We start from the raw sequence: 21,508 nt of genomic DNA, 5'->3' as shown, positions 1-21,508 counted from the left end.
TGGATGCTGTTTTATTTATAAAATAATAATCTTAATATAGCATTTACAGGATCTTAGTTGTCCATTTACTGCAGTCCCACACCTGTGAAACCACATCCTGATAAAATTCCGGCTCATGGCAGATGAGAAGCACACTTCCACGGTATTCCTTTAGTGCCTCCTTCAGAGCTTCTTTTGCATCCACATCCAGGTGGTTGGTAGGCTCGTCAAGAAGAAGGACATTTGTCTCTTTGTTTACCAGCTTGCAAAGGCGGACCTTGGCCTGCTCACCGCCGGAAAGCACACGGACCTGACTCTCAATATGTTTGGTGGTGAGACCGCATTTTGCAAGTGCGGAGCGGACTTCATACTGGGTATAAGATGGGAATTCTGCCCAGATCTCATCAATACAGGTAGTTTTGTTGTCACCTTTTACCTCCTGCTCAAAATATCCGATCTGCAGATTGTCCCCTAATTCCCTGGTTCCCTTCAATGATGGGATCAGACCAAGAATACTTTTCAGAAGAGTTGTTTTTCCAATTCCGTTGGCACCTACAAGCGCGATTTTCTGGCCTCTTTCCATGGAAAGGGTGAGAGGGCGGGAAAGGGGCTCGTTATATCCGATCACAAGATCCTTTGTCTCGAAGATGTATTTGCCAGGGGTGCGTCCCTGTTTGAAATGAAACTCCGGCTTTGGTTTCTCGGCAGCCAGTTCGATCACGTCCATTTTGTCCAGCTTTTTCTGGCGGGACATTGCCATATTTCTGGTGGAAACCCGGGCCTTGTTTCTGGCAACGAAATCCTTCAGTTCGCTGATTTCCTGCTGCTGGCGGCGATAAGCCGCCTCTAACTGAGCTTTTTTCACTTCATAGACTTCCAGAAAGTGGTCATAATCGCCTACATAACGGTTCAGCTCCTGATTTTCCATATGATAAACGATATTGATTACATCATTGAGAAACGGAATATCATGGGAAATAAGGATAAAAGCATTCTCATATTCCTGAAGATAGCGTTTCAGCCATGCAATGTGCTCTTCATCCAGATAGTTGGTGGGCTCATCCAGAAGAAGAATATCTGGTTTCTCCAGAAGCAGCTTGGCAAGGAGCACCTTGGTACGCTGTCCGCCGCTGAGATCTGTGACATCACGGTCAAGCCCAAGATCCAGAAGACCAAGTGCCCGGGCAACCTCTTCTACCTTGGAATCAATTACGTAGAAGTCGTGCATGGTCAGGGTATCCTGGATAGTTCCCAGTTCCTCCATAAGAACTTCCATTTCTTCCGGGGAGGCTTCACCAAGGGAATCACAGATGGTATTCATTCGTTCTTCCAGTTCAAAAAGCCAGGAAAAAGCAGATTTCAGCACGTCGCGGATGGTCATGCCAGGAGCGAGGACAGAATGCTGGTCCAGATAACCTACGCGGACATTTTTTGCCCACTGGATCCTGCCCTCATCCGGCATCAGTTTGTCAGTTACAATATTGAAGAAGGTGGATTTTCCCTCTCCGTTGGCGCCTACCAGGCCAATATGTTCTCCTTTTAAAAGACGGAAGGAAACATCATGGAAAATGGCTCTGTCACCAAATCCGTGGGTAAGGTGTTCAACATTTAAAATACTCATAGATAACTCCTGTTCTTAAATCAGAGCGTGCTTGAAACAGGCTCCGGTGTATATAGATAGCAGCTTGCGGTTTGCAGAGCAGCCGTTTTGCAAATTCAGAGCTGTATGCAAGATGCAAAGAGGGAAAAATGTTACAATCAGGATAGCTGCCGGATTCCTGCAATATCTGGTGAAGCCATCAGAGAATAGTTTGTATAATAAACTACAAATCCCGGTTTGGCTCCAGCCGGCTTTTTCACATTCTTTTTCTGGAGATAATCAATCTCTACCTTTGGTGCAGTGCGTCCCTTGGAATAAAAGGCTGCAAGATTTCCTGCTTCTTCAAAGGTGCGGTCCGGAAGTGTGCCGTCTTTTGTCTTTACCACAACATGGGAGCCTGGCATCTTTTTGGCATGGAACCACCAGTCATTTCCTGTGGCAAATTTAAAGGTCAGCTCATCATTCTGGTAGTTGTTTTTTCCTACATAAATATCGTATCCATCGCTGGAAACATAGTGGAAGGGTTTGGATTTCACCTGCATTTTGGCACCTTTTTTGTTTCCGTAGTGGCGCTTCACATAGCCGTATTCCATCAGCTCTTCCTTGATCTGGGAAAGGTCGCTCTCCTCAGCGGCAATGTCCAGGGCATTGGAGATGGATTCCAGATGTTCGATCTCGCTGGTGGTATCTGCAATCTGAACCTCCAGAGCTTCCTGGGTACGCTTCAGCTTACCGTAACGATCGAAATACTTCTTGGAATTCTCCTGGGGGGTCAGGGTAGGATCAAGAGGAATGGTGATTTCTTCTCCATTATAATAGTTCACAGCCTTAAAGGATTTACAGCCTTCTTCCAGACCGTAGCCGTAGGTGTTGATCAATTCGCCGTAAACCTTGTATTTGTCTTTTTTCTCAGTGTCTTTCATCTGCTTCTGCTGAAGGCTTAATTTTTTTCGGTTGCGGTCAAGGGCAGTCTGGACGATCTTTCGGAGATCCGCAGATTTCTGACGGATACGGGTGATCACGTCGCGGGAGGCATAATAGGTTTCCAGCATCTCTGACACAGATTCAAAGGTCCGGGTGGTGAAGCCTTCTCCATATTGGGAAAAAGGAAGAACACCGTATTCAACCGGCTCGTCCCCTTTGAAAACAATAACCGGGGTAAATTCTTCCCTCCGGATCTGTTCCATTAAACGGGTGAATTCTGTATAAAGCTGCTCTCTGGTATTCTCATCTAATGTCTGGACATCGTCATTTCCATCAATGGAAGCGCGATAGCAAAGTTCCTGAGCCATTACCGGGCTGAAACCGGTAAGCGTCTGATAGAGAGCTTTGGAGACAGCATTGGATCTGCCACATACTTTTTCCATGAAATCCTCTCTGGAAATGGTAAGAGGATCCAGCTTGTCCTGAGTGTGGGGGATGAAATAAGGACGTCCTGGCAGAACTTCACGTACAGAACTTACGTTGCAGGATACGTGCTTGATACTATCCAGGATCATATTATTATCATCACAGAAGATAATGTTGCTGTGCTTTCCCATCAGTTCCATAATGAGAACCTTATGGCATACATCACCAAGTTCGTTCAGGTGCTCCAGCTCAAATTCTACAACACGCTCCAGACCAGGCTGGCGTATCGCAGTGATCCTGGCGCTTCCGATGTGCTTGCGGAGAAGCATGCAAAAATTAGGAGCAGTCAAAGGGCTGATCCGGTTTTTGCCTGTAAAATAGATCAGAGGCAGGGAGGCGCTGGCGGAGAGAAGCAGACGCTTCTGACCATTTGCACCTTTTCCGGTGATCAGCAGTTCGTCACTTTCCGGCTGGGCAATTTTGTTAATGCGTCCCCCGGAGAGATTTTTATTTAATTCAGAAACCATTGCAGCAATGGTAATTCCGTCAAAAGCCATAAAAAACTCCTTTCTGTTGACAGGTTACCGGTCGCTCCGTGACCAGTAACCGTGACATGCAGACTTTATTATAACAGCAAAAAAAGGATTTGACTAGGGTTTTAGAATGAACTATAATAAATCTGTATGCGTAGGCAACTGTGAACGGTAACCTGCGTAGAGTTATTGCCTGAATATCAGAGACGATTCTGTTATGCGGAATGGTACTCTTTTCAGACAGTATTCGGAATAAAAATAAAGAAAGAGATTACTATGATAAAAAGTATGACCGGCTTTGGAAGGGCCGAGGTGATTACAAAAGAGCGGAAAATCACCGTTGAGTTAAAATCCGTCAATCACAGATATCTGGATCTGAGTATCAAAATGCCAAGGAAGCTGGTTTTCCTTGAGGGCGCGATCCGGAATCTTATGAAGACCTATATGCAGCGTGGTAAAGTGGATGTGTTTATCACATATGAGGACTACACCTTAAGCTGTGGCGCACTGAAGTATAATAAGGAGCTTGCAGGAGAATATCTTGCATATATCCGTCAGATGGCAGAGGAATTTGGCCTTGAGAACGATGTGAAGGCAGGAACTCTTTCCCATTATCCGGACGTGCTGACTATGGAGGAGCAGTCTGTAGATGAGGACGCATTGTGGGCAGTTCTGGAAGCACCGCTTCGTGAGGCCTGCGAGAAATTTGCCCAGTCCCGTGCAAGAGAGGGAGAGAATCTGAAGAACGACCTGATCGCCAAGCTGGATGCTCTTGATGAGAAGGTAAGTCAGGTAGAAGCCCGCGCTCCGGAGGTTGTGGATTCTTACAGAGAGAAGCTGGAAGCCAAGGTTCATGAGCTTCTGGAGGATTCTCAGATCGAAGATTCCCGTATTGCAGCAGAAGTTGTCCTGTTCTCCGACAAGATCTGCAACGATGAGGAAACCGTCCGTCTCCACAGCCATATCCAGGGAATGAAGAAGATGCTGGAGGAGAAGGAAGGCATCGGACGCAAGCTCGATTTTATGGCACAGGAGATGAACCGTGAGGCAAATACCATTTTGTCGAAATCAAGTGATCTGATTATCTCCAATATAGCAATTGATCTGAAGACAGAGATTGAGAAGATCAGAGAACAGGTTCAGAATGTGGAGTAACCTAGTACATCGTTTTCGAAATAACTATACCACTCACTTGTCTGTGAATCCGATTGCACAGGTATAAAAGCCTCGGCGTAGCCCGCTACGCCTGCGTTTTTATACCTGCACACTCGAATTCACATCCTACGCGATTGGTATAGTTATTTACGAAACGATGTACTAGAGCGTGTTTGAAAAAGGCTTTCTGCAAGATGTGTAAAAAGCAATCTGTCTTATAACAGACTATTTTCAGTTGCATTGCTGGATACAATTATGTATAATGACCCTAAACTTATAAAAGAAGGTTTTTTTATGGATAAAATCATTAAAGAAATTGAAGATATGTCACTAAATGCATGGCCCTCCCATAAAATGGAGCTTTATGATGGATGGATTCTCCGTTTTTCCTATTTTTATACACATAGAACAAACAGTGTGGAGCAGTTCGGAACTTCTACCCTTTCCTGGAGGGAAAAGGTTTCTTTCTGCGAAGCAGAGTATGCCCGACTGGGCAGCCCTGCAATTTTTAAGATCAGTCCTCTGGTTTCTCCGGATTTTGATTATCTTCTGGAAAACCGCAACTACGAAATCCAGCACACAACAAATGTTATGGCAGCCTCACTGGATGGAGCAGATCTTTCTGCGCCTTGCGATCTGGTAACTCTTACTGACGATATTCCAGATATTTGGATTGAAAGTCTTTTTGATCTGAAAGGCACCATTAATCCTGTTCACCGTGCTGTAGTTCCATCCATGTATCATGCCATCGTAAAAGACACCGTATGCGCCTCCATCTGGAGTAACGGAAAAATTATTGCAACCGGGCTTGGCATTCTGGATCGAAATTATATTGGATTGTACGCTATCCATGTTCGCGAAGATTTCAGACACAAGGGTTATGCTCGTCAGATTTGTACTGCACTTCTAAAAGAAGGAAAAAAGAAAGGCGCAACTAAGGCCTATCTTCAGGTAGTAGAGGGAAACACTCCAGCACGTAATCTTTATGAATCACTTGGACTTCATTATCTCTACACCTATTGGTTCCGGGTTCAGACACATACAAACTGAAAACTTTTCAGAGCATGTTTAAAAAAGGCTGCGATCAGTGTTTATCCTGATCACAGCCTTTTATTTGGGAATCGTATTTTTTGACTTATTCAACAAGTTGATTTCTCAAACAATCAACTTTCCAGTAAGTGCATTGCTTCATAATCCATCTTATGCCATATTATTTAATTTGGGGTTTTGTATATAATTCAGCTCCTGGACTGCTGCCATTTATATGGTCTTCTTCTCCAGCTTAGCAGGTCTTATGTTTCCTACAACCATGCCTGTAAGCGGGCTGAAATAAAGAAGACTGGTAAGTACGCAGTAGATTGGAGTCATGATTGCAAACTGTACAAGACGTCCTGGCATAATTGCATAGAAGTTTGCTCCGATCATTACCAGTCCTGCAGTGGTCAGTCCAAGTGTTCCCACTACGCCAGAGACTGCAATTGCGACACACATAACAACAGTCTTTACTTTTCTGTTCTTTTCAGCCATTAGTTTTCCAGCCAGTCCGGGGATCACACCCCAGGCAACTGCTGATAAAGTAATCAGTGGATTAACTCCATAGCCTTTCATAAAACATCCAATGATATCGGCAACAGCACCTTCTACACCACCAGCTACAGGTCCCATCCAAAGACCTGCCAATACAGTGGCGACAGTTCCCAATGTAATTCGATATACACCAAGATCAATTACCAGAACGCGTGACAGCACAAGCTGGATTGCTACCAGCAGTGCAAGGAATACAAGAGTCTTAACACTCCATGTCTGTTTGTTTTTACGCATAAAAAAAACACCTCCATAATGATTAAAATAACAGAGTAGTTACCATAAATAATAATCCCTCCACATTATGAGATGTTCTCACATGTAGCAACGGGTGCGGAAAATATATCGTAAACAGTCCTGCTGCTTTTCGTTTCACGGCGACTCCCCAGCCAATGAACACTTGACGCATAAATTCCTACTTCGCTATTATTTATTTAAAATGATTATAGCACAAAATATAGAAATTTCAATATGTATTTGTTATAATATTCACATAAATAAATTAGTCGTTACTGTTTACTGGTAATGTTCCGCGAGTGTTTTTTGTGAACAAAGTTCACAGAAAACCCGAGAATCTTAGCGCGAAATCATGCGAATGCATGATTTCTGTGCATCGCGAAGCGCGTTACTGTTCACTGACAAATGTTTGTGCATACTCTCCTCTTTTTCGCATATTCTAAGAATATCTTCCCTTATATAGGAAAAATATTTGACAAAAAGGAGTGTTTCTATGAATATAAAATCCACAAACAAATCATCCTGCCAAAAACAGCCGCCACTACAGAATCCTTACAATGTTTTTTATAATAATTACATGAATACAAATGCTACTACAGAATGTACAGGGCTTGGCTATCGTATGCCGGATAACTCGGAGGAATGGAATGCCTGCCGAGAGGTTTTCGATTTTCTTCCTGTACCATTTCCGGATTCGGAGGATACAAAGCAACAATGAAAAATTTCACAAAACTATTACTTGGCTCTTTGGTACTGTTCTCTCTGTCAGGATGTACTGCCGGTGATATGATCACCAGCTATACTTCTACATCTGATCAGAGTGAAACCACCTTACAGAACACTTCAGGAACACCCAAACAGCGTGTTTATATGGATGAAATCAAAGGAACCCTTAAGGATTTCACCGGTGCCACCCTGACTATGGAAAGTCAGGAACAAACTTACGTTTTTAATCTTTCTGAAGCAACTTTGGAATGCGAAGATGGCATGATCACTGGAGATGAAATCAGTGTCATTTATGAGGGGCAGCTCTCTAACAAGGATACCAGCACTGTAAAAGCATTGAAAGTAGTAGACGACTTTCACAAAAAGAATCAGCTGGAAGTACGAAAGGCCTATGGGGAAGTACAGAGTCTGACTCCAAATACCATTACCATAAAAAATAAAAAAGGCAAAACAGCCACCTATCCAATCACTGGAACAGAACAATATTATCAGAATGGCATCCGTACCGGTGTATGGGTATACATTCATTTTAAAGGCAAGTTTACTTCCAGTCAGGATACCCAAAGTTCTTCTCTTAATGCCAGTCATCTGAAAGTACTAAGCATTTCAGATATTGATCCGCTTACACTTCCAGATCCAACACCAACACCAGATCCTGCACAAGTTCCTGCCGATGACTCAGCAAAAGAACAGCAGATTCATGCAGAAATTCAGAATATTTCCCTGAATACGCTCACAGTTCTTCCCTCTGGCTCTGATAGCACAATAAATGTAGATTTGTCTCAGACTCCTTCTTACTTTAAAGGTGGAACAGCACCAGGCTCCTATGTAACCATAACTTACACTGGACAATTTCAGGGAAATTCACTGGATGGTGTTACTGTTACAGCAGTCACCGGTGATGATCCGGATTCTCTTGGAAGCCGGGAAATTACCAGCTCAGTCAGCGGTACAATTATAGGCCATACAGCAAATACCGTCACACTTCAAACTGGCGATGGCGCAACCATAACCTGCTTTACAGAAGGGGCAAAGGATACCTCCACCAGTAATATGGAATCCGGCGCAGGTATCTGCATTACCTTTGATCCTACAAAATCCAAAAATTCCAACATTTATACATCTATCAAGATTCAGGACGCCTGAAGGTGTCCTGAATCCTTTTCTCTCCATCTGCCAGCCAGGCTCTCACATCCCCGGATTCTCCCAGAATGTCCATAAATGCCTGGTATTCATCCATTAAGCCCTTCCCATGTAAGACCATATAAGCTCCTGCATCACTTCCAAGAGCCACCTTTGCTCGGTACTTGTATGCCAGACGAAGGTTCTTTGTGGCCAGTTCTATAATAGGATCAAGCACTGATTCCTTATATCTTCCACATCCACGAAGATTTCGAATTGTCACAAGAGTAGGAACCCATACACTATCACTGTCAGCTAATTCTCTGATTGTTTCCGGATCAATATAATTTCCATGTTCTACTGAATCCACACCAGCTTCCACAGCTGCCTGTACACCATAAATTCCATTGGTATGGCTCATCACCGCCATCCCTTCTTCATGGGCAATATGTACCATCTCGCAGACTTCCTTCCTGTCTAAAGGCGTTCCGGTAATCTGTCCATGGTTATTAAAATCCAGAAGTCCTGTGGTCATAATTTTAATAAAATCTGCCCCTTTGTTTTTCGCTTCTTTCAAAAGGACATGGTATTCTTTCATAGTGTCAAAACCTTTTCCCACGATAGAGCCATAGTGTCCATTTTTATGGATGGCAAAAATAGGAGTACGATAATCAATTCCATATTCTGGTGCCAGTTTCCTGGCTCTTTCCGATACTCCTAATGCATCTCCACCATCTCTTACAAAGACAATCCCCAGCTCTTCATAAGCTTTCAAATGTTTCCGTATCACTTCATCGTTTACATGATCCTTATGAATAGAAATTGCATCTTTATAATTCAGTCCATCCATGATCAGGTGCGCATGACACTCTCCAAACATTTCTTCCTATAACACTGATTATCTTGAAAAATAATTCAGCTTTTCCTTTCTTCCGCAGAACGTGTTTAAAAAAAGGACTTCTGCAAGATGTGCGTCACAATTTGTGGGAGATTTTGTCCGGAGGAGGGCGTCGTAGCGAGCTACAACAACCGAATTCCAGCAAAATATACCGCAAAGTGGGGCGTACAGATTGTGGGAATGCTTTTTCAAACACACTTTAATACGGATTTTTTTCAATCCTCTTTTATTATTTATTGCAACTATTCAGCGGGTGCTATTCCGCAAGGTGCTTTTGCGAAGGAACTGAACAACTGCTATTTATTTTCGAAAAAGGCTCGAATTTCTTTCTCGGAAGCCTGCACAGACCCCTGTACAAAGAAAGGCTTACCGCCTCCCCTGCCATTCAATACTGCATTCATCTCTTTTGTAAACTGACGTAAGTCTCCGTCTTTTTCTCCCATAGCATACTTATAGCTTCCATCTGCATTCCTGGAGAATACTGCACAACGCCCCTTACAAACCTGTAAAATTGCATCTGTAAGCTTCTGAACGCTTCCTGCTTCCATTCCTTCCTGGAATAAAAGCACATTCTCTTTTTCTTTCCATTTAGCAGCTTCGCCAACGATAAATTCTTCTTCTAATGCATGTACTCTTCCCTTCAGAGCAAAATTTTCATCCTGAAGCCTTGCTACCGCTGACGCTGTTTTGTCCATTTTCGCAGACAGCTTCACGGAAATCTGACGATTCTGTTCATTTACCATATTCAGATAATCAAGCACTCGCTTACCTGACAGCATTTCCATACGAACCCCCTCACGGAATTTCACCACAGAAAGCAACTTCACCATTCCAATTTCTCCAGTACGCGTCACATGAGTTCCGCAGCATGCGCAGGTATCTGCTCCTGGAAAGCGCACAATACGAACCCATCCGGAAAGCTCTTTCTTGCTTCTGTAATCCAGATTTTTAAGTTCCTCCTCTGTAGGATAAAAAATCTCAACTTCCTGGTTTTCCCAGATAATCTGATTCACTTTCGCTTCGATTTCGGCCATTTGTTCTTCATCCAGCATTCCGCTGAAATCGATGGTGATCACATCGCTTCCCATGTGGAATCCCACATTGTCATATCCAAATGCTTCGTGTACCAGCCCACTTACAATATGCTCTCCGGAATGCTGCTGCATAAGGTCAAATCTTCTGCCCCAGTTAATTTTTCCTATTACATCCATACCAACTTCCAAAGGCCCATCTGTATAATGAACTAACTCTCCATCCTTCTCATGAACTTCCTTAACATTTATTCCGCCTAATATACCGGTGTCACTGGGCTGTCCGCCTCCTTCTGGATAAAAAGCGGTCTGGTTTATAATTATTTCATAGCCTTTTTTGCTCTCACGACACTCCAACACCTTGGCGGTAAATTCTTTTTTATATACATCTTCATAATATAACTTTTTTGTATCGTACATAAATGCTCCTTCTTTCATAAATTAAACAGCAGGATTTATTTCTATCTTTTATTCACGAAACTGATTATAGTCTATTTATGCTCTTCCCGCAATTTTTATTTTTTCTCTGTATTTAGTCATTTCAGGACGTGTTCAAATATACCGCAATCTCCCACAAAGTGGTGCGTGCAGATTGCGGGAATGATTTTTCAAACACGCTCTAGCCCATCCGATATCTATGAATTCTCTCATGCAAGCATGGCTCATTCATGGTTTCCATCCGGGACTTTTATAGTAAAAACACCTTGCAAAATAGTACCAGCTGAATAATTACAAAATTTTTATTTATTTTTGAAGAACTTTATCAGGCAGTCGCGTTATAATTAGAGAACGGACAGGAAGGAGGCTGATAACATTTCACAGGAAGAATATCTGGAATATCTGATTGACCAATACCAGAATCTGATATATTCCATATGTCTGAAATCAGTAGGTAATCCTTTCGATGCAGAAGACCTCACTCAAGAGGTATTCCTGTCTGCCTACAAAAGTCTCGCCCACTTCGATGGGCTTTATGAAAAAGCCTGGCTTAGCAAAATTGCAGTACGCAAATGCCTTGATTTCCTAAAAGCTGCCGGACGCCGTTCAATTCCAACGGAAGATATTTATTTCTCACAGCTTCCTGATCTGGAGAATCATTCTTCCCCAGAGGAACAGTATCTGCAGTCTGATTCGGAACAGCAGGTATTTCGGATATGCAGCGGCCTGAAAAGTCCTTACAAGGAAATTGCCATTGCTCATTTCTGTAAACAGATGTCCGTAACAGAAATATCGCAAAAAGAAGGCAAAAACCCTAAGACCATTCAGACACAGCTATATCGTGCAAAAAACATGTTGAAAAAAATGTTGGCAGAAAGGAGCGATTAAATGCATATCAATAATAATGACCTGAATAATTTTCAAAATGAAGAGATGAACACTGATGAAATCATTGCATTTCTGGAACATATGAAGCACTGCGACTACTGTCTTAACCAGCTTGCGGACAAATATACAGATCATGCATCCTCAGCTCCCGCCTATCTGAAAGAAACAATTATGGAACGTGTTACAGCTCCTGATATTCAGATACAGAAAACAGCAGCGAATGCTACCTATAAAATGCGGTTTTTCTATGAGGGGCTCCGCACTGTAGTCGGAGTCGTACTTGCACTGGTTATGTTGTTCAGCCTTGGGCAAATGGACTTCGTCTCGCCTCAGCTTCCGCAGTCCACAGCCAAATCATCTGAAACGCGCCGGGAAATTAGAACTTCATTACGTAATTTTTCAAATGGAATTACAGATGGAATCTCTGATGCTCCCCAGAAAGTTGTCAACTACATTAATTCTATTTCAAATACAATAACAAACGGAGGTAACTAACATGCAAAAACAAAAAAAGGGATTCCTGCTTTTTATCTCTTCCCTGATTCCTGGTGCGGGAGAAATGTATATGGGATTCTTTAAGCAGGGAATCAGCATTATGACTCTATTCTGGGCTATTATCGCAATTGCCGGAGGGCTTAATATCTCCTCTCTGGTTATCTTTCTTCCTGTATTATGGTTCTACAGTTTCTTCCATGTTCATAACTTGAAAGAACTGCCGGAAGAAGAATTTTACGCGATAGAGGATAACTATATTCTGCATCTTGACCGTATATTTCAGAATAATATCAGGCTCTCGCAAAAACATATTAAAATTGCGGCAATTCTCCTGATTGTTTTCGGAGTTGCTGTTTTCTGGAATGGTTTCCGTGATCTGCTCTTCTGGATTTTACCAAATTCTCTGGCTATTATTATACAGGATATCATGTACCAGATTCCTTCTGTTATCATTGGAATTCTGATCATCGTTGCCGGTTATCAGCTTCTTACAGGAAAAATCAAAAGCATCTCTCCTGACGAAAAAGCTGATTGTAAAAAGATGTGTCAGAACATTATTGGCAGCCATATCGTCCTTATCAACAGCCTGTTGATAACAGCGCTCCACAAATGAATACAAAATCAGCACCTGCCTCAACAGTGTCTTCAACAACACAGCCAGATCAGAATGCGGATAATGTAATAAAGAATACCGATATCAAAATTTCGGATACTACTTCAGTTCAACCATTCATTACTGCTGAGCCAGACAATAATGCTGCAAAATAGAGTAACTATTCCAATAAAAGTCAGGTATCTGCCACATAATATTTCTAATAACTTTACCGCCGATAAATTTATTTTATCGGCGGTATTTTTATTGAGATTTCTCCAAAAGCCAGCTTACTCTGAGTGCCATCAGTCTCCTGAACCAGCAATTTCCCATCTGGACAAATCGCTAATGCTCTGGCACTTCTGCTGCTTTTATTATCTGTAATTGTAATTTCATTTCCTGGAACAATATTATGTTCCACGTATTCTTCCGACAATTTCAATTCCCGGGTTTCTTCCAGAAGATAGTTCACAATCTGCGCTGCAAGGCGGTTCCTGTCCGCAGTTCTGGAGGATTGTTCATCTTCATAGATTCCTCCGGCAATTTCCTGAAGCTCTTTGGGGAATTGTTCCTGCTCAACGTACAGGTTCAGCCCAATTCCTACAATTGCAAATTCTATATTTCCACTTTCAAAATCTGTGACCGCCTCTGTAAGAATACCACAAACCTTACGGTTATCCTTGTACAGGTCATTTACCCATTTAATTCCAAGTTTTACACCGCATACTTCTTTCACAGCCTTATGCACTGCAGTAGCTGCTGCAGTAGTGATCAGAAGACTGCCCTCCAGTGTCCCCTTCGGTTCCAGAATAACACTGAGATAAATCCCACTGCCTTTAGGAGAATAAAACTCCCTGCCTCTTCGTCCTCTTCCTACTGTCTGCTCCATGGCAACAACAAAAGAGCCGTGTCCAGCCATTCCGCTCACAGCCAGCTGCCTTGCCTCCAGATTGGTAGAGCTGATTGCATCAAATATTTTTATCTCAACCTGTGGATCCTCCAGAAAAAGTCTGATTCCCTCTGCTGAAATCAGATTACTCTCTCTTGCAAGCATATATCCCTTATTCGGTCCGGCCTCAATGGGGTATCCTTCCTGGCGCAGACTGTTCACAGCTTTCCAAACTGCGGCTCGTGTACAGGAAAGCTCCCTGCCAATATCCTCGCCAGATAAAGTTTCACCTTTATGCTGTTCTAATAACTCCAAAAGTCTGGATTTAACCGTCATGCTTTTATCCTTCATAATTCTCCAGGGCTTTTCTTAAAAAATCCCGGTATTCTTTTCGCACATTCTCCGGTGAAATCACTCTCACGCTATTTCCAAGGGCAGCAAGCCAGCCATAAAACTGTGTACTTACATTCACCTGTACCCTGGTGACGGAGTGCTCATTGTCTTTGGACATGATCATAATATCCTGCCCAAATCGATCAATCATTACACCCACAAGATGGTTCTCAAATTCCAGATTAACTTTCTCTTCACGGCCTCCAAACATTCCAAAAGTACCGGCAGCAAATCTGGCACTGTCAAATTTCCGGAAGAGTTCGGCACCATTTCTTGCTTCATTCTCTGTAAGGATCTTCAACATTTTATCTACGCGGTAATGCTTCACAATGCCACTCTTCTCATCAACTCCTATCAGATAATAATTACCATCCTGCCATATCATCTGCCATGGACTGATCTGATAGCGAGCTCCACCTTTCTTCAGATGTCTCTCCTTGGACACTGTCCATTCTGTATACTGGAAGCTGATCTGTCTGTTCTGTGAAATTGCTCTGTGTATCTCATCTACATTATAATAAATGCTCTCGTTTGTATTCTTCACCCGATCCAGTACGATTGCCTGCCGCTGCAGGTCTTTGGCCTGATAAATACTGGTAAGGTGCTCCAGTTTCTGGATCAACTGCCGCGATTTCCCAACAGTAAGAAATCTGGAAAACTGAACAGCATCTACAAGAAGCTTCAGCTCTGCAGTCTCAAACTCACGGCTTGCAAGATAAAAACCAGACGGTCTCTCTCTTCGATTCATAATATCCATTCCGAACACACGCAAAGTCTCTATATCGTCATATATCGTCTTCCGCTCTGCATGAATTCCCAGACTCTCCAGATAGGAAATCAGATCTTTCACACTCATGGGATGTGCCTCATCTGTTTTCTCAGAAAAGACTCGCATAAGATATAAAATTTTCAGTTTCTGCTGGAAAGATTTTGGCATATCCTTACTCCTATTTATCTGTCAATACTGCTACGACTCCAGAATATAATACCATAAAAGCAAAGAGCAGAGCAATAAGATCTGCACCATGAAAATCATAATTAAAGATCATAGCTCCCCCGATCATGAGCTCCAACGTAATAAAAAGTCCCAGTATCATGGCTGTGCTCCCGGAAAATTTCCTGCCGCGGCTCTCCTGTGTATCCTCCATATATCCCTCTGCAAGGGCAGCTCTTCTGCTGTTAATACTTCTGCCTGATTTCCACATAATATCTCCTCCGTTTCCCAAACTCCAATATCATCCGCCATCAAATACCGAACGTATTTTCCGAACATATTTTCTTTATGAGACTAGTCTACCACAATATCAGTCCTATAAAACGGTATGAATCAGTAATTTCCGAATATCTGTTCGGTTTTAAGTGATAAAAAAACGTCTGAACCTGTTTCAAACAGAATCAGACGTTTTACTTTTTACAAAATCTAAATGAACATGTCTACAGGCTTATTTATTCGCTATACTTTCATAGTAGTTAATCCACAAACATGTTTTTACATAAATCCAGCGAACACAGAAGCGGCAATAACAGTAAGAAGTCCGGCAACGGCAATTGCCAGGCTGCTCATAGCACCTTCTACAGGACCCAGTTCCATTGCCTTAGATGTACCTATGGCATGGGCTGAAGTTCCAAGTGCCAGACCTTTCGCGATAGGCTCCTCAATTTTTGCCACTTTAAGGACTGCCTCCGCAATCACATTTCCCAGCACACCAGTGATAATAATAACTGCAACCGTGATCGTAACAAGTCCGCCAAGTTCTTCCGATACACCCATTCCAATGGCTGTAGTAATGGATTTCGGAAGCAGAGTAACATACTCCGAATGGGAAAGTCCAAACAGCTTTGCAAAAATCAAGACACTGACCATACTTGCAAGTACACCGGAAACAATTCCTATAACGACAGCTTTCAGATTCTTACGAAGCAGAGTAAGCTGTCTGTAAAGCGGTACCGCAAGACATACTGTAGCAGGAGTAAGCAGATAACTGATATACTGACCGCCTGCATTGTAGGTCTTATAATCCACCTGCATAAACTGAAGCATTCCCATTACACATAGAATTGCAATCAAAAGAGGATTAAACAGCGCCATTTTAAACTTTTTCTTCAGCAAAAGACCGACCTCATATCCAGCCAGACTTAATGCCGCCCCGAAAAACAGGGAATTTTCTATAAAATTTATCATTTCTTATCTTTCCCCCTGTCCTTTCTGATCACAAACTGAGTACTGCGTCCAGTAACTACCATTACAATGACGGTTGTCAGAATTGTTATGAGCACAACAGGAAGCCAGATTGGTTGCAGATCACCCCACGCTTCCAAAAGTCCCACACCTGCAGGAACGAACATAACCGGCATAATTTCAACCAGAAAATCTGCTGCTTCCTCTACCTGCTCAAGTTTCAGAATTCCGCTTGCAAGTGCTCCAAGCATCAGCACAAGACCATATACACTGGCCGGTACCGGAAGAGGCAAAAGGATATGTAATCCCTCACCCAACGCTGAAACCAGCAAAATAATACAAAACTGCCTCAGATACTTCACTTTTTGTCTTCCTCCTCGCTGTCTCCACAAAGAAGTTCATTTGCAATTTCCAGATAAGGCTGAAGCTCCTCAAGAGAAGCCCTGCCATTTCGCTTCATCTTTGTAATCCCTGGATACTGTGCAGGGATGGATCTTGTCATATTTCTGTCACCGTAGATTTTCACCATATCTCCATTTTCCAAGGTATCCCCGGCAATTAATTTATCATTTTTGTTATAAATTCCTTCCTTGGGAATCGCTGCCTTGAAAACAGTTTTTTTATCCATATCTACGAATACCATTTCCTTCAGTATATCTCCGGCTTCCACATAAATAGCTCTTATGGCTTCATTTTCCAGACGGGCTTCCTCCTGTTTGTCTTTCTGTGCCTGTCTGGCAACCAGATTCCAGAACGAGCCGCCTACTACGCCAAAGATCACCAGAAGAATGACAATTCCTACAATGAATTTTACATCGATTTCTTTTTTCTCCACTGCAAATCCTCATTTCTTTCATGGCTTTTTCTTCTGCCCTATTATACATTATCTTGTTAAAATTGCAATGTCATCTTTCGACAATTCTCTCCCCTGTTTTTCCCAATTTTTCTACAACATAATTGTAAAACTGTGTTCTGGATATTCCTTTTTTCCACATTGCAACTGTTCAGAGCACGATTTTTTCCACCTGCCAGCTGCCGTTTTCCACGGTCATAACTGCCATGGTCACGTCTCCACCAAAGCGGCTTCTGCCGCAGCTTCCAGGGTTCAGCCACAGCCTTCCGTCAATTTCTTTTGCAAAATACTGATGACTGTGTCCAAAAATCACCACCTGGGTATCCCCTAACTCCCAGGCAACATCTTTCCTGTCATGAACCATAAAGAATTTCACATTTCCAACTGTAAAGTTCAAGCTTCTTCGCAGATTCTGTGCCCAGTATCCATCATTGTTTCCTCGCACTACATATAAAGCGCCCAATGATCTTATAGTATCCAGAAGCTCCGGTCTGTCCACATCTCCAGCATGAAAAATGCAGTCACAGGACTGTAATATGTCCAGAACTTCTGTCCGTAAAAGACCATGTGTATCTGAAATAATTCCAATTTTAATTCTCTTATTTTCTATCATTTCACCGTTCCTTATACCACATTCATCTATATTTTTTCAAAAAACAGCCTTTTCCTCAAAACAGACAGATTTTCCCATACTCGCCGTCAAATCCAGGTTTACAGATTACTTCTCTGTTTCTAAGTTTCCGAATGCCTGAAGCAATCATGTGACTACTTTCTTTCTCAATATCCGCAATGGGAATTTCCCTTAAAATATCAAATTCATTTCCCAGTTTCTGAAGCATCTTTTCATATTCACCAGTGACTGTTTTGGTGGTTACAGCCTTTCCAACACAGGCAGAAATCACCTCAGGAAGAGGTACAATGCTCTCAAAAGGTCTGGCATTTTTTCTCACAAACCCATTTTCTCTATCAGCCAGATCCATAATTCTGTGATTCACTCCCATAGTCAGTTTTTTCCCACATATAGGACATATTCCATGATACTTTTCTGCTTCTTCCGGACTCAGACAGATGTGACATTTTCTGTGTCCATCATAGTGATATTTTCCCTCTTCCGGGAAAAATTCCAGTGTTCCAAGAAAACCTTTTCCATATTGGACAGCACCATAAAGTCCCTGATAGGACAATTCAATGTCCAGTAAGTTAGCCTCTCTTCCAAGCTTTGATGGAGAATGTGCATCTGAGTTTGAGATCAGCTGAAGTCCATCAAGTGCAGATAAACGCCAGTTCATAGGTGGATCTGAAGATAATCCCGTTTCCACAGCATGAACATATGAAGTAAGATCTTCAAAACATTCTTCCATGGTATCAAACCCTGATGCGGCACCAAAAAGCCCGAAGTGGGGAGTCCAGATATGTGCCGGAACCAACATTCCATCGGCACAGTTTTCCAGTAAAATTTCCAGAAGATCGTGACAATCAAGTCCCAGTATTGGCCTTCCGTCTGAGTGAATATTTCCAATCTTTTCCAGTCTCCCAGCTATTTTATCTGCTTCTTCAAGGCCGGATAAAAGAAGTACATTATGCACCTTGCGGCACTTTCCATTCTTCTTATAGATAGAACTGATCTCCCCTGTAATTACGAAACGGGGAGCTCCCCCAGGAAGCATTTTCGCCTCTTCCAGCACATATTCATCTCTTAACCGATACAGTCCACTTTCTGCCGGAACCAGCTTTTCTTTCAGTTCCTCCCGCCAGGCAGGATGGGTAAAATCACCGGTTCCCACTAAAGAAATTCCTTTTTTTCTTGCCCACAGATCCAGATATTCCGGGGTTCCAAGCTTGCTTGTTGCCATGGAATATCTGGAATGAATGTGAAGATCTGCGATTATTTCCACTTAATTAACTCCATTTCAGTCATTTATATTTTGATTTGCAACTGCTCAAAATTCTCAAAACTATAGAAAAAAACACTTTCCAATGTGTTCTTTTTATTTCTTTTTATTTCTTTTTATACCAGTTTGTAATCCATTTTCCTGCTGCTGTCAGATTCTTTGAGGACCATTTTCCTGTATTACTGCAGCCGGATTTTATAAATGCAGAGCTTTCTGCCTTATTTGACAGGCTCCATGCCATATAGCTGATATTGTTTTTATCCAGGAAAGTCAGCCACTTTTTTGCTTCAGCTTTATCAAGTCCACCATTTCCAGAAGCATCACAGATACTAAACTCGGATACAAATAACGGCAGTCCTTTATCAAGGGCAGCCTGTGCTTTATCTCTCAGCCATTCCTTATGTGTTGCTGCGTAAAAGTGCAGGGTGTACATTACGTTTTTCCTGTATTTCTTACTAACCGGGGAAAGCGCAGCCTGATCTACATCCTGTGACCAGTTGGGCGTTCCTACCAGAATCACAGCTTTTTTGTCATAGGTGCGGATACCTTTTATAATCTTTTCAGCGTATTTTTTTATTGTACTCCAGGATGTTCCTCCATTTGGCTCATTACAGATTTCGTAGATCACATTGGTATTATTTTTGTATTTTTTTGCCATTTTTTTGAAAAACTTCAAAGCTTCTTTCTGATTTTGCTGAGGGTTTCCATCACTTAAAATATGCCAGTCAATAATCACATACATACCTGCATTTGTGGCATATTTTACACCGTTATCAATACACGCTTCCAGCTTACGCCGATTGGATGCATCCCCGGTACAATAGCCGTTATATTCAGCAGTATACATGGCAAGACGCACTGCATTTACCTTCCAGTTTTTCTTCATAAAAGTAAATGCACTTTGATTTACATACTCTGGATACCAGGACAGACCATGGGTGCTGATACCTCTAAGCTGTACTTTTTTCCCACTGCTGTTTACAAGCTGTGTGCCTTTTACCTGTAATCTGGGAAGCTTGGACGCAGCCGCTACCGGTACACAGAATGCACATAAAAATACGATTGCAATAAGCAAACCGAACCATTTTTTTCCTTTTTTTCTCATTAAAAACCCTCCTCCATTAATCTCCAGCCGTTGTCTTTTAGCCACTTTTGTCTTTCCCGGTAATCTGGAAGGATCTTCTCAACTTCTTTCCAGAATGCCTGGGAATGGTTCATTTCCCTACGGTGGCAAAGCTCATGGACCACCACATAATCCAGCACCTCAGGAGGTGCCAGAATTAACAGCCAGTTAAAATTCAGATTTCCATTTGCGGCACAGCTTCCCCATCTTGTTTTCTGTTGACGCAGGGTAATTTTCCCATAGCTTACCCCTAACTTTTCTGCATAATATGCCACTCGCCTTGGAATTACCACGCAGGCTTTATTCTGCAGATGCTGTCTTTCCAGGGCAGACAGCTTTTGTACGTTCTCCTTCTGTGCATCTCTTTTCTGGATTTTTTCCAGATTTTTCAGGATCCATTCTTGTTTTTCTTCCACAAATTTCTGAATTTTTGCTTCGGAAAGACGGAGAGGCGCGCGTACAACAACACTGCCATCAGCCTTAATTTCCAGGCTCATAGTTTTGCGGCTGCTGCGGATGATCTGGTAAGAAATCTGAGAGCTCAGCATAGGATTTTCTCCATGTAAGCGTTCATCTGCTGCTCCAGTATTTCCATCTTTTCTCTGGTGTCTTTATCCTTATATTCCAACCGCTTTATAATCCTGGAAATATAATTCTTTTCTTTCATGATCTGCCATGTTTCCTTAAAATTCAGGTCATAATACTGCGCTGCATAGGACACCCAGTAATCTACGGACGTAATCCGGTCAGGAGATGAAACTGCCTCTTTTCTCAGGCAGGATTCCCATACCTTTGGAGATATTTTGCCCTCTCCGGCATGCTCCTGAGGGACACCGATCATAGCCTCCACAGAATCCACCAGCTTCACTCTGCAATTGTCCAGCTTGTCCGCATCGCGGATCATTTTTGCGTGGAAAAGAGTTCTTTCGTCCTGAATTCCTTCCAGCCTGAAATCACTGTGTCTGGCAATTGCCACGCGAATGATGTCATCATAGCTTCGGTCTTCTATGAATCTGCTGATCATCGGATTTTCTCCCTCAAATAACAGTTGTACACCGAATGCAGCGTGATCCATAGTGTCCGGTGAAAAGCTGTTATAAAGACGAAGCTGTTGGAATCTTCCAATATCGTGAAGCAGGGCAATAAGCTCTGCAAGCTGCTGGTCTTCCTCATTCAAATGCATTCTGTGACCAATTTCACGAGCACTTTTTACCACCCCATATGTGTGAATGATTTTTAATTTTATCTTTTCATCTTCTCTGTCATATCCATTTAAATAATCCTCGAAAACGCCTCTTGCATGTTTAAAATCTATCTTCAAAATGCCTTCCTTTCCGCTGTATCTTTTGCACATCCAGAGCGAATATTAAGTAACCGCTTTTGTCAATGTGCAGATACTGAACAGCAGCTCTTTTAATCCTTATTATAAACCACCTGGTTTTCTTTTCCAATAAAAGCGTCAGATTTTCGAAAATTTCTACAGACTTGCGAAGGTTTGACGCATAACGTATAATACAAGACAATGATAACATATATTAATTATAAGCAAAC

The 21,508-nt window shown here is 42.3% G+C and carries 22 protein-coding genes, 3 pseudogenes and 1 riboswitch; of the genes and pseudogenes, 8 read left to right on the top strand and 17 right to left on the bottom strand.

Going from position 1 to position 21,508, the window contains the following annotated elements; translation table 11 throughout:
- Positions 1-43: 43 nt before the first annotated feature.
- Together DW904_RS07215 and DW904_RS07210 are read right to left on the bottom strand one after the other, a co-directional pair.
- Entirely contained in the window at positions 44-1,600 is a 1,557-nt protein-coding gene (locus DW904_RS07215) for an ABC-F family ATP-binding cassette domain-containing protein (protein ID WP_118578837.1), read from the bottom strand.
- A gap of 137 nt (positions 1,601-1,737) precedes the next feature.
- Positions 1,738-3,486 carry an NFACT RNA binding domain-containing protein gene (locus DW904_RS07210; RefSeq protein WP_118578835.1) on the bottom strand — a complete coding sequence of 583 codons (1,749 nt, stop codon included), beginning with the start codon at positions 3,484-3,486 and terminating at the stop codon, positions 1,738-1,740.
- A gap of 252 nt (positions 3,487-3,738) precedes the next feature.
- Here DW904_RS07210 and DW904_RS07205 point away from each other — a divergent pair, with 252 nt between their 5' ends.
- Together DW904_RS07205 and DW904_RS07200 are read left to right on the top strand one after the other, a co-directional pair.
- A complete protein-coding gene (locus tag DW904_RS07205) occupies positions 3,739-4,617 on the top strand; it encodes a YicC/YloC family endoribonuclease (RefSeq protein WP_118578833.1) in 879 nt (292 codons plus the stop codon).
- A 294-nt stretch (positions 4,618-4,911) separates the two neighbouring features.
- Positions 4,912-5,667 (top strand): GNAT family N-acetyltransferase, encoded by a 756-nt coding sequence (locus tag DW904_RS07200; RefSeq protein WP_118578831.1) that lies wholly within the window; start codon positions 4,912-4,914, stop codon positions 5,665-5,667.
- Between the two features lie 210 nt (positions 5,668-5,877).
- Here the strand turns inward: DW904_RS07200 and DW904_RS07195 are convergent, their stop codons facing one another.
- Complete coding sequence (locus DW904_RS07195; protein ID WP_118578829.1) at positions 5,878-6,438, bottom strand: folate family ECF transporter S component; 561 nt, start codon at positions 6,436-6,438, stop codon at positions 5,878-5,880.
- An 86-nt stretch (positions 6,439-6,524) separates the two neighbouring features.
- Positions 6,525-6,626: riboswitch (THF riboswitch) on the bottom strand.
- Between the two features lie 305 nt (positions 6,627-6,931).
- Here DW904_RS07195 and DW904_RS07190 point away from each other — a divergent pair.
- Both DW904_RS07190 and DW904_RS07185 read left to right on the top strand, forming a co-directional pair.
- The gene (locus tag DW904_RS07190; protein WP_118578827.1) at positions 6,932-7,156 is read left to right on the top strand and encodes a hypothetical protein; all 225 of its coding nucleotides are present in this window, start codon (positions 6,932-6,934) and stop codon (positions 7,154-7,156) included.
- Positions 7,153-8,310 carry a hypothetical protein gene (locus tag DW904_RS07185; protein ID WP_118578825.1) on the top strand — a complete coding sequence of 386 codons (1,158 nt, stop codon included), beginning with the start codon at positions 7,153-7,155 and terminating at the stop codon, positions 8,308-8,310. The genes DW904_RS07190 and DW904_RS07185 overlap by 4 nt, the downstream gene beginning before the upstream one ends.
- Here the strand turns inward: DW904_RS07185 and DW904_RS07180 are convergent.
- Complete coding sequence (locus tag DW904_RS07180) at positions 8,291-9,166, bottom strand: amidohydrolase family protein (protein ID WP_118578823.1); 876 nt, start codon at positions 9,164-9,166, stop codon at positions 8,291-8,293. The genes DW904_RS07185 and DW904_RS07180 overlap by 20 nt on opposite strands.
- 87 nt (positions 9,167-9,253) lie before the next feature.
- Here DW904_RS07180 and DW904_RS25150 point away from each other — a divergent pair.
- A pseudogene (locus DW904_RS25150) lies at positions 9,254-9,331 on the top strand (DUF6783 domain-containing protein); the annotation flags it as partial.
- Here the strand turns inward: DW904_RS25150 and DW904_RS25145 are convergent.
- Positions 9,296-9,382: pseudogene (locus DW904_RS25145) on the bottom strand (DUF6783 domain-containing protein); the annotation flags it as partial. The pseudogenes DW904_RS25150 and DW904_RS25145 overlap by 36 nt on opposite strands.
- 98 nt (positions 9,383-9,480) lie before the next feature.
- Complete coding sequence (locus DW904_RS07170; protein ID WP_118578821.1) at positions 9,481-10,635, bottom strand: alanyl-tRNA editing protein; 1,155 nt, start codon at positions 10,633-10,635, stop codon at positions 9,481-9,483.
- Positions 10,636-11,028: 393 nt separating this feature from the next.
- On the opposite strand from DW904_RS07170, the gene DW904_RS07165 reads away from it, so the two are divergent.
- The 3 genes from DW904_RS07165 to DW904_RS07155 are packed head-to-tail and all read left to right on the top strand — an operon-like array spanning position 11,029 to position 12,649.
- A complete protein-coding gene (locus tag DW904_RS07165; RefSeq protein ID WP_118578819.1) occupies positions 11,029-11,541 on the top strand; it encodes a sigma-70 family RNA polymerase sigma factor in 513 nt (170 codons plus the stop codon).
- Entirely contained in the window at positions 11,542-12,036 is a 495-nt protein-coding gene (locus DW904_RS07160; RefSeq protein WP_118578817.1) for a hypothetical protein, read from the top strand.
- 1 nt (position 12,037) lies between these two features.
- Positions 12,038-12,649 carry a hypothetical protein gene (locus DW904_RS07155; protein WP_118578815.1) on the top strand — a complete coding sequence of 204 codons (612 nt, stop codon included), beginning with the start codon at positions 12,038-12,040 and terminating at the stop codon, positions 12,647-12,649.
- A gap of 223 nt (positions 12,650-12,872) precedes the next feature.
- On the opposite strand, the gene DW904_RS07150 is transcribed toward DW904_RS07155, so the two are convergent.
- The 11 genes and pseudogenes from DW904_RS07150 to DW904_RS07100 form a co-directional block, all read right to left on the bottom strand.
- The gene (locus tag DW904_RS07150; RefSeq protein WP_226855117.1) at positions 12,873-13,868 is read right to left on the bottom strand and encodes a biotin--[acetyl-CoA-carboxylase] ligase; all 996 of its coding nucleotides are present in this window, start codon (positions 13,866-13,868) and stop codon (positions 12,873-12,875) included.
- Positions 13,858-14,847: a WYL domain-containing protein gene (locus tag DW904_RS07145; RefSeq protein ID WP_118578813.1), complete on the bottom strand. Its 990-nt coding sequence runs from the start codon at positions 14,845-14,847 to the stop codon at positions 13,858-13,860. Before DW904_RS07145 ends, DW904_RS07150 begins: the two co-directional genes overlap by 11 nt.
- A 10-nt stretch (positions 14,848-14,857) precedes the next feature.
- Positions 14,858-15,115 (bottom strand): hypothetical protein, encoded by a 258-nt coding sequence (locus DW904_RS07140; RefSeq protein ID WP_118578811.1) that lies wholly within the window; start codon positions 15,113-15,115, stop codon positions 14,858-14,860.
- 284 nt (positions 15,116-15,399) lie between these two features.
- Positions 15,400-16,092 (bottom strand): LrgB family protein, encoded by a 693-nt coding sequence (locus DW904_RS07135; protein WP_118578809.1) that lies wholly within the window; start codon positions 16,090-16,092, stop codon positions 15,400-15,402.
- Positions 16,089-16,451 (bottom strand): CidA/LrgA family protein, encoded by a 363-nt coding sequence (locus DW904_RS07130; RefSeq protein WP_118578807.1) that lies wholly within the window; start codon positions 16,449-16,451, stop codon positions 16,089-16,091. The genes DW904_RS07135 and DW904_RS07130 overlap by 4 nt, the downstream gene beginning before the upstream one ends.
- Positions 16,448-16,924 carry a hypothetical protein gene (locus DW904_RS07125; RefSeq protein ID WP_118578805.1) on the bottom strand — a complete coding sequence of 159 codons (477 nt, stop codon included), beginning with the start codon at positions 16,922-16,924 and terminating at the stop codon, positions 16,448-16,450. The genes DW904_RS07130 and DW904_RS07125 overlap by 4 nt, the downstream gene beginning before the upstream one ends.
- A gap of 169 nt (positions 16,925-17,093) precedes the next feature.
- Complete coding sequence (locus tag DW904_RS07120; protein ID WP_118578803.1) at positions 17,094-17,555, bottom strand: metallophosphoesterase family protein; 462 nt, start codon at positions 17,553-17,555, stop codon at positions 17,094-17,096.
- Between the two features lie 58 nt (positions 17,556-17,613).
- Positions 17,614-18,795: pseudogene (locus DW904_RS07115) on the bottom strand (endonuclease Q family protein); the annotation flags it as partial.
- A gap of 145 nt (positions 18,796-18,940) precedes the next feature.
- Positions 18,941-19,939: a glycoside hydrolase family 5 protein gene (locus DW904_RS07110; RefSeq protein WP_118578801.1), complete on the bottom strand. Its 999-nt coding sequence runs from the start codon at positions 19,937-19,939 to the stop codon at positions 18,941-18,943.
- Complete coding sequence (locus tag DW904_RS07105; protein ID WP_226814855.1) at positions 19,939-20,505, bottom strand: SprT family zinc-dependent metalloprotease; 567 nt, start codon at positions 20,503-20,505, stop codon at positions 19,939-19,941. Before DW904_RS07105 ends, DW904_RS07110 begins: the two co-directional genes overlap by 1 nt.
- The gene (locus DW904_RS07100; RefSeq protein WP_319017282.1) at positions 20,499-21,278 is read right to left on the bottom strand and encodes an HD domain-containing protein; all 780 of its coding nucleotides are present in this window, start codon (positions 21,276-21,278) and stop codon (positions 20,499-20,501) included. Before DW904_RS07100 ends, DW904_RS07105 begins: the two co-directional genes overlap by 7 nt.
- Positions 21,279-21,508: the final 230 nt, after the last annotated feature.

The sequence above is a fragment of the Ruminococcus sp. AM42-11 genome (assembly GCF_003480145.1).
Taxonomy (GTDB): domain Bacteria; phylum Bacillota; class Clostridia; order Lachnospirales; family Lachnospiraceae; genus Blautia_A; species Blautia_A faecis.
Note: the sequence above shows the minus strand (reverse complement) of the source record. Positions and strands in the feature narration are given on the sequence as shown.

Excerpts from the sequence above, each read along its gene's own strand:
- DW904_RS07120 (WP_118578803.1), bottom strand. The coding sequence starts at position 17,555 with ATGATAGAAAATAAGAGAATTAAAATTGGAATTATTTCAGATACACAT.
- DW904_RS07205 (WP_118578833.1), top strand. The coding sequence starts at position 3,739 with ATGATAAAAAGTATGACCGGCTTTGGAAGGGCCGAGGTGATTACAAAA.
- DW904_RS07190 (WP_118578827.1), top strand. The coding sequence starts at position 6,932 with ATGAATATAAAATCCACAAACAAATCATCCTGCCAAAAACAGCCGCCA.
- DW904_RS07195 (WP_118578829.1), bottom strand. The coding sequence starts at position 6,438 with ATGCGTAAAAACAAACAGACATGGAGTGTTAAGACTCTTGTATTCCTT.
- DW904_RS07150 (WP_226855117.1), bottom strand. The coding sequence starts at position 13,868 with ATGAAGGATAAAAGCATGACGGTTAAATCCAGACTTTTGGAGTTATTA.
- DW904_RS07180 (WP_118578823.1), bottom strand. The coding sequence starts at position 9,166 with ATGTTTGGAGAGTGTCATGCGCACCTGATCATGGATGGACTGAATTAT.
- DW904_RS07110 (WP_118578801.1), bottom strand. The coding sequence starts at position 19,939 with ATGAGAAAAAAAGGAAAAAAATGGTTCGGTTTGCTTATTGCAATCGTA.
- DW904_RS07170 (WP_118578821.1), bottom strand. The coding sequence starts at position 10,635 with ATGTACGATACAAAAAAGTTATATTATGAAGATGTATATAAAAAAGAA.
- DW904_RS07185 (WP_118578825.1), top strand. The coding sequence starts at position 7,153 with ATGAAAAATTTCACAAAACTATTACTTGGCTCTTTGGTACTGTTCTCT.
- DW904_RS07145 (WP_118578813.1), bottom strand. The coding sequence starts at position 14,847 with ATGCCAAAATCTTTCCAGCAGAAACTGAAAATTTTATATCTTATGCGA.
- DW904_RS07210 (WP_118578835.1), bottom strand. The coding sequence starts at position 3,486 with ATGGCTTTTGACGGAATTACCATTGCTGCAATGGTTTCTGAATTAAAT.
- DW904_RS07140 (WP_118578811.1), bottom strand. The coding sequence starts at position 15,115 with ATGTGGAAATCAGGCAGAAGTATTAACAGCAGAAGAGCTGCCCTTGCA.
- DW904_RS07215 (WP_118578837.1), bottom strand. The coding sequence starts at position 1,600 with ATGAGTATTTTAAATGTTGAACACCTTACCCACGGATTTGGTGACAGA.
- DW904_RS07135 (WP_118578809.1), bottom strand. The coding sequence starts at position 16,092 with ATGATAAATTTTATAGAAAATTCCCTGTTTTTCGGGGCGGCATTAAGT.
- DW904_RS07200 (WP_118578831.1), top strand. The coding sequence starts at position 4,912 with ATGGATAAAATCATTAAAGAAATTGAAGATATGTCACTAAATGCATGG.
- DW904_RS07105 (WP_226814855.1), bottom strand. The coding sequence starts at position 20,505 with ATGCTGAGCTCTCAGATTTCTTACCAGATCATCCGCAGCAGCCGCAAA.
- DW904_RS07155 (WP_118578815.1), top strand. The coding sequence starts at position 12,038 with ATGCAAAAACAAAAAAAGGGATTCCTGCTTTTTATCTCTTCCCTGATT.
- DW904_RS07160 (WP_118578817.1), top strand. The coding sequence starts at position 11,542 with ATGCATATCAATAATAATGACCTGAATAATTTTCAAAATGAAGAGATG.